Annotated in this window: 16 protein-coding genes; 13 read left to right on the forward strand and 3 right to left on the reverse strand. The window is 65.3% G+C overall.

The annotated features are described in order from the left end of the window. Positions 1–63: 63 nt before the first annotated feature. Positions 64–663 carry a YqiA/YcfP family alpha/beta fold hydrolase gene (locus KVT32_RS25100; protein WP_152383325.1) on the reverse strand — a complete coding sequence of 200 codons (600 nt, stop codon included), beginning with the start codon at positions 661–663 and terminating at the stop codon, positions 64–66. Between the two features lie 110 nt (positions 664–773). Next, positions 774–2,144, reverse strand: coding sequence for a UDP-N-acetylmuramate:L-alanyl-gamma-D-glutamyl-meso-diaminopimelate ligase (mpl, locus tag KVT32_RS25105; protein ID WP_217618990.1), 1,371 nt, complete (start codon positions 2,142–2,144; stop codon positions 774–776). Between the two features lie 97 nt (positions 2,145–2,241). Between mpl and KVT32_RS25110 the strand changes: the two genes are divergently transcribed. The 13 genes from KVT32_RS25110 to KVT32_RS25170 all read left to right on the forward strand — a co-directional run bounded on the left by KVT32_RS25110 (position 2,242) and on the right by KVT32_RS25170 (position 13,968). Next, positions 2,242–2,775: a TlpA disulfide reductase family protein gene (locus KVT32_RS25110; RefSeq protein ID WP_217618996.1), complete on the forward strand. Its 534-nt coding sequence runs from the start codon at positions 2,242–2,244 to the stop codon at positions 2,773–2,775. An 89-nt stretch (positions 2,776–2,864) separates the two neighbouring features. Beyond that, complete coding sequence (gene aroQ, locus KVT32_RS25115) at positions 2,865–3,299, forward strand: type II 3-dehydroquinate dehydratase (protein ID WP_056327805.1); 435 nt, start codon at positions 2,865–2,867, stop codon at positions 3,297–3,299. A gap of 88 nt (positions 3,300–3,387) precedes the next feature. Beyond that, positions 3,388–3,843, forward strand: coding sequence for an acetyl-CoA carboxylase biotin carboxyl carrier protein (gene accB / locus KVT32_RS25120; RefSeq protein WP_063951929.1), 456 nt, complete (start codon positions 3,388–3,390; stop codon positions 3,841–3,843). Positions 3,844–3,852: 9 nt separating this feature from the next. Continuing rightward, the gene (accC, locus tag KVT32_RS25125) at positions 3,853–5,199 is read left to right on the forward strand and encodes an acetyl-CoA carboxylase biotin carboxylase subunit (protein ID WP_217618991.1); all 1,347 of its coding nucleotides are present in this window, start codon (positions 3,853–3,855) and stop codon (positions 5,197–5,199) included. A gap of 111 nt (positions 5,200–5,310) precedes the next feature. Next, positions 5,311–6,243 (forward strand): 50S ribosomal protein L11 methyltransferase, encoded by a 933-nt coding sequence (gene prmA, locus KVT32_RS25130; RefSeq protein WP_152383328.1) that lies wholly within the window; start codon positions 5,311–5,313, stop codon positions 6,241–6,243. Positions 6,244–6,267: 24 nt separating this feature from the next. After that, positions 6,268–7,722 (forward strand): DUF3426 domain-containing protein, encoded by a 1,455-nt coding sequence (locus KVT32_RS25135; RefSeq protein WP_175157404.1) that lies wholly within the window; start codon positions 6,268–6,270, stop codon positions 7,720–7,722. Positions 7,723–7,734: 12 nt separating this feature from the next. After that, entirely contained in the window at positions 7,735–8,676 is a 942-nt protein-coding gene (locus KVT32_RS25140; protein WP_152383330.1) for a carbohydrate kinase family protein, read from the forward strand. A gap of 205 nt (positions 8,677–8,881) precedes the next feature. Then, the gene (locus KVT32_RS25145) at positions 8,882–9,385 is read left to right on the forward strand and encodes a glycine zipper 2TM domain-containing protein (protein ID WP_056327811.1); all 504 of its coding nucleotides are present in this window, start codon (positions 8,882–8,884) and stop codon (positions 9,383–9,385) included. Positions 9,386–9,793: 408 nt separating this feature from the next. Further along, complete coding sequence (locus KVT32_RS25150; protein ID WP_008159625.1) at positions 9,794–10,033, forward strand: acyl carrier protein; 240 nt, start codon at positions 9,794–9,796, stop codon at positions 10,031–10,033. Then, a complete protein-coding gene (locus KVT32_RS25155) occupies positions 10,011–11,198 on the forward strand; it encodes a D-alanyl-lipoteichoic acid biosynthesis protein DltD (protein WP_056327812.1) in 1,188 nt (395 codons plus the stop codon). The genes KVT32_RS25150 and KVT32_RS25155 overlap by 23 nt, the downstream gene beginning before the upstream one ends. Further along, positions 11,195–11,368: a hypothetical protein gene (locus KVT32_RS25160; protein ID WP_128829895.1), complete on the forward strand. Its 174-nt coding sequence runs from the start codon at positions 11,195–11,197 to the stop codon at positions 11,366–11,368. The genes KVT32_RS25155 and KVT32_RS25160 overlap by 4 nt, the downstream gene beginning before the upstream one ends. Before the next feature lie 7 nt (positions 11,369–11,375). After that, complete coding sequence (locus tag KVT32_RS25165) at positions 11,376–12,503, forward strand: MBOAT family O-acyltransferase (protein WP_152383331.1); 1,128 nt, start codon at positions 11,376–11,378, stop codon at positions 12,501–12,503. A gap of 16 nt (positions 12,504–12,519) precedes the next feature. Next, a complete protein-coding gene (locus KVT32_RS25170) occupies positions 12,520–13,968 on the forward strand; it encodes a D-alanine--poly(phosphoribitol) ligase (RefSeq protein WP_062841583.1) in 1,449 nt (482 codons plus the stop codon). A gap of 4 nt (positions 13,969–13,972) precedes the next feature. Here the strand turns inward: KVT32_RS25170 and KVT32_RS25175 are convergent, their stop codons facing one another. Then, positions 13,973–14,533, reverse strand: a complete 561-nt coding sequence (locus tag KVT32_RS25175; protein ID WP_056327927.1) for a YggT family protein — start codon at positions 14,531–14,533, stop codon at positions 13,973–13,975. Positions 14,534–14,690 lie beyond the last annotated feature (157 nt).

Raw genomic sequence — 14,690 nt, forward strand, 5'->3', positions numbered from 1 at the left:
CCTGGGCGGCGGCCTCGCGCCGCCTTGCGCAGCTTTAGGGGTGTTGAAAGTCGATATTGATTATCAAGGGCGTACCGGCTTGCCGCCTAGGGCGAACTCGAGCACTTCCGGCATCCAGTCCGCGAAATCGGACAAGCCGTGGTCGCTGCCTTGCACGATACGCTGGCGGCAGCCTGCGTACCGGTCGCGCATTTCGCGCCAGTCCAGCACTTCGTCGCCCGTTGCGGCGACCAGGAAATACCGGTCGGGCTGCGTGATGCGCGGCGCATGGATGGCGGCCAGTTCAGCCACATACTCGGGCAAAAAAACGAACGGCGCGCCGGAATGATACATGTGGTGCTCGCCGACCTGGGTGGCAAGGTCGCGCGCGGCGTTGACGGCGGGGTTCAGCAGCACGGCCTTGCAGCCCAGCTGCTCGGCGATCCAGGTGGCGTAGAAACCGCCCAGCGACGAGCCGATGACGGTCAATTCGCGCGGCGAGTCGGCGTTGGCCAGCCGGTCGCGCGCCATGCCCATTGCCAGGTCGATCGCTTCCCGCGGGCTGGCGGGCAGTTGCGGGCAGGCCCAGGCCTCGTTCAGGCCGCGCTCGGCCATGGCGCCCGCCATCATGCGCGCCTTGAAGGAATCAGGCGACGACCGGAAACCGTGTAGATAGAGAATCATTGCTTGCTGTTTCCGTCTGCGTTGCGGGAGGCCGGCTGGAGCTGGCCTTGAGGCCGGTCGGGCGGGCCTGCCGGTTCCGGCTGGGCCCGCGCGATCGGCCGGCGGCGGATTCAGCCGCGCGCCTGCAGCGCGTCCAGCAGCTTGCCATGAATGCCGCCAAAGCCGCCATTGCTCATGACCAGCACCTGGTCGCCCGGGCGGGCGGCGCCGGCGACCGCCGCCACGAGCGCGCCGATGTCATCGTAACTGGAAGCCCGGCCGCCCAGGGGCGCGAGCACCTCGTCCGGGTTCCAGCCCAGCGCATGCTTGCCCTCGTTGGCGCCAAAGCAGAACACCAGGTCGGCGTCTGCCAGGGCCTCGGGCAGACGGGCGGCCATGGTGCCCAGCTTCATGGTGTTGGAACGCGGCTCCAGCACGGCCAGGATGCGCGCGGCGCCAATCTGGCGGCGCAAACCTTCAAGGGTGGTGGCGATGGCGGTGGGGTGGTGGGCAAAGTCGTCATAGACCTTGATACCGTTGACCGTCCCGCGCAGTTCCATGCGGCGCTTGACGCCACCGAAGCGGGTGAGGGCGTCGATGCCCTGTTCTGCCGGCACGCCGACGTGCTCGGCGGCGGCCAGGGCGGCCAGCGCGTTCATGCGGTTATGTTCGCCCGTCAGCGTCCAGCGCACCGTGCCGGCACGCTCGCCGGCGCGGATGACTTCAAAGGCGCCTTCCGCGTCGGGCGGCGAGGCCTGCCAATGGCCGTCGGCCCCGAACGTGACGGTATCGGACCAGCATCCTCGCGCAATCACGCGGTCCAGGGCCTCAGAGTGCGTCGGCCGGACGATGCGGCCCGACCCGGGGATCGTGCGCACCAGGTGGTGGAACTGGGTTTCGATGGCAGCCAGATCGGGGAAGATGTCGGCGTGATCGTATTCCAGGTTGTTCAGGATGGCGGTCCGGGGCCGGTAGTGGACGAACTTGGACCGCTTGTCGAAGAATGCCGTGTCGTATTCGTCGGCTTCGATCACGAAGGGGCGACGCGCCGGATCGTAGCGGGCGGAAACGCGCAGGTCCTGCGCCACGCCGCCGATCAGGAAGTTGGGCGCCAGGCCCGCGGCTTCCAGCACCCAGGCCAGCATCGAGCTGGTGGTGGTCTTGCCATGCGTGCCGGCGACGGCCAGCACATGCGCGCCCGGCAGGATGTTGTCGCCCAGCCATTGCGGACCGGACACGTAGCGCGCCCCGGATTCCAGAATGGCTTCCATCAGCGGATTGCCGCGGCTGACCACGTTGCCGATGACGTACAAGTCCGGCTTGAGCGCCAATTGTTCCGCGCCGAAGCCTTCGATCAGTTCGATCCCCTGTTCGGAAAGCTGGGTGCTCATCGGCGGGTACACGCCCGCGTCGCAACCCGTGACTTTGTGGCCGGCGGCGCGCGCGATCAGCGCCAGCCCGCCCATGAAGGTGCCGCAGATGCCAAGAATGTGCAGGTGCATTGATAAATCTCCTGCCCTGCATTGTATATATAGCGCCGCGACAAGCCGGCGCCGCGCGGGTGCGGCGAAAAACGGCCGCAACGGTTATCATCGCGCCATGAATAGACGCCTACTTCTTTCCGCCGCCGTGGCCGTGGCCGCGACTGTCGCGGGCGGCTACACGCTGATGGGACGCAAGTCCCAGGACGCCGCGGCGCCAGCCGACGCCGGCGATCCGGTGGCCGCCTTGAAGCAGATGAAGCTGCCCGATCTGGCCGGCGCTTCGCATTCGCTGGAAGGCTGGAAGGGCCAGCCCATCGTGGTCAATTTCTGGGCCACGTGGTGCGCGCCGTGCGTAAAGGAAATGCCGGCGCTGGATGCCTTGCAGAAAAAATACCCGAATGTGCGCTTTGTTGGCTTCGGTGTCGATACTGCAGCCAACATGCAAAAATTTGTCGAGAAAATACAGGTTTCGTACCCGCTGTGGGTGATCGGCGCTGGCGCCATCGATACCCTGCGCAAATTGGGAAATCCCAGCGGAGGGCTGCCTTTTACCATCGTTTTCAATGCAGATGGCAGCATTAACCGGAAGATATTGGGTGAAGTCCAGCCCGATGACCTGGGTCGCACGCTGGCGGCGCTGAAGGCGTAAGTCTGTTGGACAAATAGTAGGAATTGGCGTAAAAAGCTGGTTTATCGGCTGTTTTGCCAACAATTGGCAATCCACAATTTGGCACGCGCATGGCGCAAAACATACTGGTATTGCATGGCCCGAACCTGAACCTGCTTGGCACCCGGGAACCTCATATCTACGGCAGTCTTACTCTGGCCCAGATCAATGAGCGTCTCGAGTTGCTCGCGGGTGAATTGGGCGCCACGCTGACTGCGTGGCAAAGCAATCACGAAGGTGCGCTGGTTGACCGCATTCAGGCGGCACGGCAGGACGGCACGGACTTCATCATCATCAACGCAGCGGCCTACACGCACACCAGCGTCGCAATTCGCGATGCGCTGGCCGGGGTCGCGATCCCATTTATTGAAGTACATTTGTCCAATCTGTATAAGCGAGAGCCGTTCAGGCATCACTCTTATCTGTCCGACTTGGCGCAGGGCCTGATCAGCGGCCTGGGCGCGGACGGCTACGAGGCCGCGCTGCGATACGCAGTGCGGCACTGATCTCGCACCAAATTCAACGCTTTTACATCTTATACGGCGCGAACCCGACGCTGGGGCGACGCCGACACTATCTCGGGAAGCAGCTTCTATGGATCTTCGAAAACTCAAAACCCTGATCGACCTGGTGGCTGAATCGGGCATCGCCGAGCTGGAAATCACCGAAGGCGAAGGCAAGGTCAGAATCGTCAAGTTCTCGCAGACCCTGCAGCCGGTGGCCTACCACCAGCCCGAAGCCGGCGTGCCCGCCGCGCCCGTGGCTGCCGCCGCGCCCGCCGCCGCACCGGCCGCGCCCGCTGCCCCGGTCATTCAAGGCCACGTCGTGAAGGCCCCGATGGTCGGCACGTTCTACCGCTCGCCGAACCCGGGCGCCGCCCCGTTCGTCGACGTCGGCGCCACCGTCAAGGAAGGCGATCCGCTGTGCATCATTGAAGCCATGAAGCTGCTCAATGAAATCGAAGCCGACAAGGCCGGCGTCATCAAAGAAATCCTGGTCGAAAACGGTGAGCCCGTCGAGTACGGTCAACCCCTCTTCGTCATTGGCTGATAGCTGAACATGTTCGAAAAAATCCTGATCGCCAATCGGGGCGAAATCGCCCTGCGCATTCAGCGCGCCTGCCGCGAGCTGGGCATCAAGACCGTGGTCGTCCACTCCGAGGCCGACCGCGAAGCCAAGTACGTGCGCCTTGCCGATGAATCCGTGTGCATCGGGCCCGCGCCGTCGCGTGAAAGCTACCTGAACATGCCGGCCATCATCTCGGCCGCCGAAGTCACGGATTCCGAGGCAATCCACCCGGGTTACGGGTTCTTGTCCGAAAATGCCGACTTCGCTGATCGCGTCGAGAAGAGCGGCTTCGTGTTCATCGGCCCGCGTCCGGACACGATCCGCCTGATGGGCGACAAGGTCAGCGCCAAGCGCGCCATGATCGAAGCCGGCGTGCCGGTGGTGCCGGGTTCGGAAGGCGCGTTGCCCGAAGATCCGCAGGAAATCCTGCGCACTGCGCGCGAAGTCGGCTATCCGGTCATCATCAAGGCAGCAGGCGGCGGCGGTGGCCGCGGCATGCGCGTGGTGTACACCGAGGCCGCGCTGCTCAACGCCGTCACGATGACGCGTTCCGAGGCAGGCGCCGCGTTCAACAACCCGGAAGTCTATATGGAGAAGTTCCTCGAGAACCCGCGCCATATCGAAATCCAGGTGCTGGCCGATGGCGGCCGCAATGCGGTCTGGCTGGGCGAGCGCGACTGCTCCATGCAGCGCCGCCACCAGAAAGTGATCGAAGAAGCGCCGGCGCCCGGCATTGCCCGCCGCCTGATCGAGCGCATTGGCGATCGCTGTGCCGACGCCTGCCGCAAGATGGGCTATCGCGGCGCGGGCACGTTCGAATTCCTGTATGAAAACGGCGAGTTCTATTTCATTGAAATGAACACCCGCATCCAGGTGGAACACCCGGTCACCGAACTGATCACGGGCATCGACCTGGTGCAGCAGCAGATCCTGATCGCCGCCGGCGAAAAGTTCGCGCTGCGCCAGCGCGACATCGCGTTCAAGGGCCATGCGATCGAATGCCGCATCAACGCGGAAGATCCGTTCCGTTTCGTGCCCAGCCCCGGCCGCATCACGAACTGGCACACGCCGGGCGGTCCTGGCGTTCGCATCGATTCGCACGCGTTCAACGGCTACTTCGTGCCGCCGAACTACGATTCGATGATTGCCAAGGTCATTACTTACGGCGACACGCGTGACCAGGCGCTGGCCCGCATGCGCATCGCGCTGTCGGAAATGGTGGTGGAAGGCATTTCCACCAACATCCCGCTGCATCGCGAAATGCTGCAGGACGCCCGCTTCATTGAAGGCGGCACCAGCATCCATTATCTGGAACACAAGTTGGCGCAGCGTCCCTGACCGACTTTGGGGCCTCACGGCCCCTTTTGCGTTTTGCCTTGTAGATGTTTTAAGGTTGATCGGGCCGCGGCGCATGCCGCGGCCCGTTGACCAGATGGAAGAGAAATAATCATGCGTGAACTCGTGCTCCATTGCTCGGAGGCGCAGGCCGAAGCGTTGTCGGATGCGTTGCTCGAAGCCGGCGTGCTGTCGGTCTCCGTCGAAGACGCCGACTTCGGCACCGACGTCGAGCGTCCCCTGTTCGGCGAGCCCGGCACCGAGCCCGACGTCCAGGCCTGGGACCGCAACCGCGTCGTCGCCTTGCTGCCGGACGGAGCCGATCCCGCGCAGATCATGGAAGAAGCCGCGCAATCCGGAGAGCTCGAAGCGTCAGTCTTTGACGGCTGGAGCCTGCGCGACGTGCCGGACGCCGACTGGGTGCGCCTGACGCAATCGCAGTTCGGCCCGATCCACATTGCCGAGCGGCTCTGGATCGTCCCCAGCTGGCATCGCGACAATCCCGACGTGCCGGGCATGGACGCCGCGGCCGCGCCGGACCAGGACGGCGCCATCCATATCGAACTGGACCCGGGTCTGGCCTTTGGCACCGGCAGCCATCCGACCACGCACCTGTGCCTGGCCTGGCTGGAAGCCGAACTGCCTGCCGGCGCGACCGTGCTGGACTATGGCTGCGGATCGGGCATTCTGGCCATCGCCGCGCGCAAGCTGGGCGCTGGCCCCACGCAGGCGGTCGACATCGACGCGCAGGCGGTGCAAAGCACGGTCTTCAACGCCGAGGTCAACAAGGTCGAACTGCAGGCCATGCTGCCCGATGCGCTGGCCGACGGAACGTTCGAAGTGGTTGTCGCCAACATCCTGTCCAATCCGTTGAAGGTGCTGGCGCCCATGTTGGCCGGCCGCGTCGCCGCGGGCGGCCATCTGGTGCTGTCGGGCGTGCTCGAACGTCAGGCCGAGGAAGTCGCCGCCGCTTACGCGCCGTGGCTTGCCATGTCGGTCTGGCGCGCGCGCGACGGCTGGGTGTGCCTGCACGGCCGCAAGCCTTAAGCTGCGGCAGCAGGAGCACGCCTCATGGCTCTGACCACCCGCTGCCCGCAGTGCGGCACGTCTTTCAAGGTGGTGCCCGACCAGCTTCGGGTCCGCAATGGGTTGGTGCGTTGCGGCGCCTGCTCCACCGTGTTCGACGGCCGTGCGTGTCTGGTGTCCGCGCCGGGCGCGCCTGTTGTAGCGACAGCGCCGGCCAGTGCGCCGCTGCCGTCTTCCGCCGCGGCCGTCGCCGCGCCGGTGCTGGCCGCGCCCGAGCCGCACCCACCCGCCGCCCCGATTCCTGAACCCGCCTACGCGCCGCCCGCCATCCCTGCGCGAGCGCCAGCAGTCGCGCCGCCCAAGCCGCCCGCGCCGGCCGCGCCGCCCCAGCCCCAAGAACCACGTATCGTCCTGCCTTGGGAAGACGAACCCGAGGCGCCGCCCGCGCCCATGGTCCGGTCCGCGCCCACGATGCCGTCCGCGCCGGCGGTGCCGCCCGCCGTGCTGCGTGGCCGTGATGACATTCGCAAGCGCACCGAGCCGCAAGCCGCCGCCGACGACGACATCGAAGACGACGATTACGCCGACGAGGACGGTGAGCCGTTCCTGCGCGCGCCCGAGCCACCTCGCGCTGCGCCCGCGCACCCGCTTCCGGCGTATCGCCAGGAACCCATCGTTGCCCGCCGATCGGACGAGCCGACGCTGGATTGGCGCGCCGGCCGCGCGTCAACCGGCGAGCGCAACAACCTGTACAACGATCCGCGCGAAGGTCTGCGCGACGACTCGCACGACGACCCGCACGACGACCGGCACGACGACACTTACGACGACGCGTACGACGACGTGCGGGACCTCGAGCGCGACGACGAATACGATCAAGACGACGACCGGGATGCCGGCGCGCACGAGCCGGTACTGGGCGACACCCGCACGCGTTACTCCAGCGCCACGGACGTGGGCCGGGCGCCGCCCGAATTCCTGGACCAGGACCGCATCGAGCGCAGCGGCCTGGTGCGCAAGCTGTGGGGCTACGCCTGCCTCGTGGGCCTGATCGCACTGGCGCTGCAACTGCTGTACGCGTATCGCACCGACATCGCCAACTCCGTGCCGGCGCTGCGCCCGGTCCTGGAAGCCGTCTGCAAGCCGCTGGACTGCACCGTTGGCTACGCGCGCCGGCGCGATCTCATCAGCATTTCCTCGTCGTCGCTGCAGCCGCCAACGGGCGCCGCCGCCATCGACGATGGCCGTACCCGCCTGGTGCTGACCGTGATGCTGCACAACCGCTACGACAAGCCGCAGTATTGGCCGGCGCTGGTGCTGGAACTGAACGATCTCTCGGACACGGTGGTCGTGCGCAAGGTGCTGATGCCCGAAGACTACCTCACGCCGCAGCAGCTGGCCGGCCCGTTCGGCCCGCAAGGCGCCCTGAAGATTTCCGTCCCCATTGAAGTGACCGGCGTTCAGGTCAATGGCTACCAACTCGACAAGTTTTTTCCGTAAAGGATGACAAGCATGGCAACCCCTGTTCTGGTCTGCGGTTCGATGGCGTTCGACACCATCGCGGTGTTCGAAGGACGCTTCAAGGAACACATTCTTGCCGACCGCATTCAGTCGCTGAGCGTGTCGTTCCTGGTGCCCAGCATGCGCAAGGAGTTCGGCGGCTGCTCGGGCAACATCGCCTACAACATGAACCTGCTGGGCGGCAAACCCGTGCCGGTCGCCACCGTTGGCGAAGACGCCGGCGAGTACATGCAGCGCCTGTCGGACCTGGGCGTCGACGTCAGCCGCGTCAAGGTCATCCCCGACACCTTCACCGCGCAGTGCTTCATCACGACCGACCTGGACGACAACCAGATCACCGCGTTCCACCCGGGCGCCATGTCCTTTGCCGCGCAGAACGACCTGAGCGATGCCGACGCCGCCTGGGCCATCGTCGCGCCGGATGCGAAGGAAGGCATGTTTGCCCATGCCGAGCGCCTGAACAAGCGCGGCATCCCCTTCATTTTCGACCTGGGCCAGGCCATGCCGCTCTTTGACGGCGCGGACCTGGAGCGCATGCTCAAGCTGACCCAGGCGCTCACGGTCAACGACTATGAGGCCGGCGTGGTCGAGCAGCGCACCGGCCGCAGCGTCGCGGACATCGCCCGTTCCCTGCAGGCCGTCGTCGTGACGCGCGGCGCCGAAGGCGCCACCCTGCACACCGAAGGCAAGACCATCCAGATCGAACCGGTGCGCGCGTCGCAGGTGGTCGATCCCACGGGCTGCGGCGACGCACAGCGCGGCGGCCTGCTGTATGGCCTGACCAGCGGCTGGAACTGGGAAGACAGTTGCCGTCTGGGCAACGTGATGGGCGCCATCAAGATCGCCTCGCGCGGCCCGCAAAACCACGCGCCTACGCGCGGCGAGATCGACGCCGTGCTGCACGCCACGTACGGCATCCATCTGCCCGCCTGACCGTAAAAGGACTCCCGGGAACCGGCGCACGCAGCACGAGTCGAAGGCCAATCCATGCGCAATGGCAACGGGCTGTAGCCCGTTGTTTCCCGGCCCGTTTTGCAGCTTCTGGCGGAGGGTTTCAGTCTGTTGCTGGCGCACTTGCCGGGCGTTGCGCTCGGAGTATCATCAGTTACCGTCGGCCGTGCCCGAATGAGGAGTCCAAATGAATCATATAAAGTCTATTTCCCTGGTGACGCCGCGCACTGGCCGCTGGTTGGCTGTCGCGGCCGTGGTGACGTCGATGGCCGTGCTTGGCGGTTGCGCCAATCGCAGCGCCTCCAGCGGTGTCTATAGCTACGATCAAGCGCAGCGCGAACAGATCGTCCGCACCGGTACGGTCACTGGCGTGCGTCCGATCGTCATTCAGAACGACAAGTCCAGCGGCGTCGGCATGGTGGCCGGCGGCGCGCTGGGCGGTGTGGCCGGTAACGCAATCGGTGGCGGCACGGGCCGCACGATCGCCACGGTGGGCGGCGTCATCCTCGGCGCCCTGGCCGGCAACGCCGTTGAAAACCGCGCGCAGACGAACTCCGGCCTGGAGATCACGGTGCGCCTGGACAACGGCGAAACGCGTGTCGTCGCCCAGGAAGCCGACGTGCCCGTCAGCGTGGGCCAGCGTGTCCAGGTGATCAGCGGCGCCGGTCCGACCCGCGTCACGCCGATGTAATCCGCGCCGACCGTTTGGAAAGCTCGCTGTACGAAAAAGCCCGCGCAAGCGGGCTTTTTTTCATGGTGGCGGCGGCCGCCTTGAATCAGGGTCAAATGCCGCAGGAGGCCGACACGTCAAAATATGTCGCTCGCTCACAACGCGACCCCCCGGATTTACCCGCGAACGTTACCTTTCCCAGCCTTTTCTCGCCATTTCCACCATAAGTTTCATGGCGATTCGACGGCCGAAGTGCAATGATTGCGACGGCGCGGCAGTCCGGATTTAATGTAACCACGTGCATCCGGCGACCGTTCTGGCTGGCTGGAATTTTTCAGTTTGGTTTCAGCTGTTTTCTGTATCCTCAGCGCCTGAAATCCCGGGGCGGGGGATGGTTTGCCGAACAGGCAACGTTACGCTGCAAGATCTATGCACACCGAGCAAGAACTCCACACCAAGATCGGCGAGATCGTCGAGTCGATCGTCATGAAGAAAGTCACCCCCGATACGCAACTGATTGCCACTGGCCTGGTCGATTCGCTCGCCGCCGTGGACATCACGCTCGCGGTCGAGTCCGAGTACGGCTGCAGCATTCCGGCTCCCGAAATCGCAGAGCACCTTCAGTCGGTCCGCGTGCTTGCCGGCTATGTCGCTGCCCATACTTCGTAATACCCGGTTCCTGTCGCACGTCGCGGCGGCAGCGACGGCGGTGGCGTTGGCGGTAGGCACGTATTGCGGCGCGGATGACCTGCTCAGCCGCGTCGTCAACCCGGCGTCCTCGCCCTCGGCGCTGGCGGCCAACAAGAGCAATTACCTGCCCAACCTGGGCCCCGACTGGGGCACCCAGCACGTCAACCTGAATCGTCTGGGCAATGCCCTGAGCGACGGCACGCTGGTGGTGCTGGGATCCTCGGAGCTCTCCAGCCACGACCTGCGTTTCGTCCCCTACCGCTTTTTCCCGGAAGAGCTGAAGGTGCCGACGCTCGCTTACGGCCATGCGATGTTCCAGTCGTATGGCATCGTCAGCGTGCTGGAATCGGTGTCCGATTCGCTTACGCCCAACACGCGGCTGGTCATCATGCTGTCGCCGGCGTGGTTCGCCTCCGGCGGCCAATTGCCGCGCAGCGCATTTGCCGAGCACGTCACCGGCCCGGTCTGGGACCGGCTGTGGGACCAGCCCAGCACGCGCGAGCAGATGCAGAACTGGATCAGCGACAACGCGAACTGGGGCCTGCTGTGGCTCATCGCCAACGGCCAGGTCTCCGAGCTGAAGGACAAGCTGGCGTTGTGGTGGCAAGCCCGCAAGGAACCGGCGCCCGACAAGCCGCGCAGCAAGTTGTCGGTGCCCGCGCACCGGTACGTGTCGTGGCCGATGTCCGCCCGCCTGAATGCCGGGCAGTGGTCCCGGATCACGCACGAAGCGCGCGAAGTCGAACACACCCTGGGCGGCAACAATCCCTACGATGTGCGCGACGACTACTACCAGCAATATCTGGCGCCGCTGTACTCGCCGGCGCGCAACGAGTTCGCGGATGTCGATCCGATCACGCGCACCGAGCTGGGCGACCTGTCGCGTGTGATGGCCTTGCTGCAAAAGCGCAAGGTCAAGGCGTACTTCGTCATCCAGCCGTTCAACCCCAAGCTCATCCTGGATGTCGAACGGTTCGACCCCGTGGTGGCCGCCATCACCGGCATGTGCACCCGCTATCAGATGGGGTGCCTGGATCTCTACAGCATTCCCTTCGAGCCGGGGATGCTGCGCGACGACATGCACCTGGCCGAACTCGGCTGGGCCATGGCCGATCAAGGCATTGCGGAGTATTTTTCCCGATGAAATTCTTTCGTAAAGACGAAGCCCGCAATGCGGGCGCGCCCTGGGCGCGCCGCTTCTTCTGGCATCTGTGCCTGTACGTGGGCGTGATCCTCGTGTTCGTGCTGCAGGCGCAGCCCACGACGGGCAGCGGCGGACCGATCAAGGTCGAATTCCAATACCAGCAGTTCTGAGCGCACCATGGAACTCTTTGCTAGCTTGAGCTTCTTTGGCGGCGCGCTGTTTGGCGGCCTTGGCCTCGTCGCATACCGCTCGTCCGGCATGCCGCTGCACATCGGGTACCGCCACATCATCGGCGTCATCTGCCTGGGCGTCTGGATGGCGGTGTTCTGGGCGCGGCCCTATCAACCCATTGCGCTCCTGGCCATTTCCGGCGGCGCGCTGTGGGCAATGCGCCGCAACTACATCCCCACCTGGCTCGCCGTCATCATCACGATGACGCCGTTGCTGCTGGTCAAGACCGGGGTCTCGCACCTGGGCGCGATGCTCGGGCTGTCCTTTGCCACGTTCCGCGCCATCGACGTGCTGCTGTTCGCGCCGCGCAACGAACGCGTCTCGCCGCTCGACTATTTCATCTACCTGTTCTTCCCGCTGACGCTGCTGGCGGGGCCCATGTACCGCTGGCGCGCCTTCCAGGCCGATCTGAAGCGCGGCTACGAAGGGGTCAACCTGAACACGTGGCTGATCGGGCTGGAACTCATCATGGTGGGCGTCATTCAGAAATTCGGCCTGGCCGAGCTGATCTGGCGCTACGGACTGGCCACGCTCGACGCGCACGATTATTCGTTCACGGGCGTGGCGCTCAATGCCTCGCTCTACAGCGCGTACCTGTTCTTCGACTTTGCCGGCTATTCGACGATGGCGATCGGGATCGGGATGCTGTTCGGCTTCACGCTGCCGATCAACTTCCGCAATCCGCTGGCCACGCTCAACCCGCAGGATTTCTGGCGCCGCTGGCACATCAGCCTGTCCGAATGGCTGCGCGATGTCGTGTTCATGCCGATCTACAAGGCGCTGAGCAAGACCCGCTTCTTTGGCCGTCACCGCCTGGCGGCGCAGAATATCGGCATTTTCGCGACCCTGCTGGCGATGGGGGTGTGGAACGGACTGTCGCTGCATTACATCGTCAGCGGCCTGATGTTCGGCCTGTATTCGGTGGGGCACAACCTGCTGATCAACGCGGCGCGCACCCGGCCCGCATTGCAGGCTGCGCTGGCCAAGCCCGTCATGCGATTTCTGGGGCGCGTCCTCACCCTGATTCTGGCCGCGCTGGCACTGTATGTGTTCAGCGGCCGCAGCCCTATCTGACGCCGGGAGTCACGGCATGCGTTTCGATCTGAAGTCCTTCCAGTTCGCCGACGAAGGGCGCGCGCCCGACGCGCTGGCGGTTGCCGCCGCCGACCGCAGCCTGACGTGGGCCCAGTTGCGCACCGAGGCGCACGCCTGGGCCGACGCCGCGCGCAAGCACGGCGTGGCGCCCGATGTGCCGGTGGCGATCTACGGCCACAAGGAAGCCGCCTTTTTTGTCGCCATGGTCGGCGCGCTGCTGATCGGCGCGCCGTTCGTGCCGGTGGACACCATCTATCCGCCTGAGCGCCTGCGCCGCATCGTGGAGATCGTGCAAGCGGCCGCCGTGTTCGACGCCGCGGCCGGCAGCTTCACGGCGGGCGAGGGCGCCATGCTGGAAGAACGCGGTCTGGCCTACGTGATGTTCACCTCGGGCAGCACGGGCGACCCCAAGGGCGTGCAGATCGGCCGCGAAAGCGTCGGCCTGCTTGGCGATTGGATGCTCGGCAGCTTTGGCCTGGGCGAGGCGCCCGTGTTCATGAACCAGGCGCCCTTCAGTTTCGACCTGTCCATGTACGAGGTCTTTGCCACCCTGGCGTCGGGCGGAAGCTGCGTGCTCAACGCCCGCGACCAGATTGCCGCGCCCGGTCCGTGGATGGCCCGGCTGGCCGCCCACGGCATCACGGTGTGGGTGTCCACGCCGTCGTTCGCGCATCAGCAGCTGGCCAACCGAGACTTCTCTCCGGCGACGCTGCCCACGCTGCGCACGTTCCTATTCTGCGGCGAGCCCCTGCCGGCGGCGCTGGCGAAAAAGCTGCGCCAGCGCTTTCCGGATGCGTCCATCCTGAACACCTACGGTCCGACCGAAGCCACGGTGGCCACCACCTGGATCGAAGTCACCGACGCCGTGCTGGCGGCGCATGACCCGCTGCCGGTCGGCCACGCCAAACCGGACAGCGTGCTGCTGGTGGACGAGGGCGAGATCTGCATCGTGGGCGACCACGTGATGCGCGGCTACCTTAACCGCGCCGACCTGAACGCGGCCAAGCTCTACACCTACGACGACGGCCGCCGCGCGTTCCGCACCGGCGACCTGGGGCTGATGGAAGAGGGCGGGCTGCTGTTCTGCCGCGGCCGCATGGACGACCAGATCAAGCTCAACGGCTACCGCATCGAGCTGGCGGAAATCGACGAAGCCCTGCATGGGCTACCGGGCGTGGAGGCCAGCGCTTGCGCCGTGCTGCGCCGTCCCGATGGCACGGCGGTGCGGCTGATTGGTTTCGTGACGGGCTCGGAAGCAGCGGGCGAGCAAGCTGCGCTGCTGGCGCCGCAGGCCCTGTCCGGCTGGAAGGAGCGGCTGGCCGAGCGCCTGCCGCCCTACATGGTGCCGTCCGAACTGGTCGCGTGTCCGGCGCTGCCCATGTCGAACAACCACAAGATCGACCGCAAGAAGCTGATCGAGATCTACAGCGCGATTCCCGTGTAGGCGATCACACGCCCATCATGCCGTAGCTCAGGCGAGCCAGGACCATCAGCAGGATCTGGGCCGCGATCAAGAGGATCAGCGGCGAGAAGTCGATCGAGGTGCGCGGCAGGATGCGGCGGATGGGATCGAGCAACGGCGCAGTCAGTGATTGCAGCAGCGGCATCATCGGCGCCATCGGGTTGACCCACGACAGCACGGCCTGGATCAGCGTCAGCCAGACCACCAGGTTCAGCGCCCACTTTGCCGTCATGATGAGGGCCGAGCCCATCGCGGCGGGCAGCAGCGCGGCGGGGATCAGCGCGCCGATGGCCACCAGCCACAACAGGACCAGATAGACCAGCGCCGACAACCACGCGCACACCAGGCTGGTCCAATCGATCTTGTTGCCTGCGGGAATGATCTTGCGCAGCGGCAGCACCAGCCAGTTGGTGGCTCCGTAGATCGCGCGCGCCAACGGGTTGAAGGGGTGCAGTCGTATCGCGTGCATCCAGGCGCGGGCAATCAGCGCCGCGCCAAACAGCGTGAACACGATTTCGAGAAGGAAGCGGAAGATTTCACCGAGCATGGACGCGATCACCCCAAAAAAGAGGAATCAATTGTCGCACGGCCAGACGTAAAAATTGCGTACGGTCCTAGTGCATCGGGCCCGGTGCAGGGGTCAGCCATTTGGATGGCATGACGCGCAGACATTAAAAAAGCCGCCCGGTGCAAACCAGGCGGCT

The sequence above is a fragment of the Achromobacter sp. GbtcB20 genome, assembly GCF_019091095.1.
GTDB classification, from domain to species: domain Bacteria; phylum Pseudomonadota; class Gammaproteobacteria; order Burkholderiales; family Burkholderiaceae_B; genus Achromobacter; species Achromobacter mucicolens.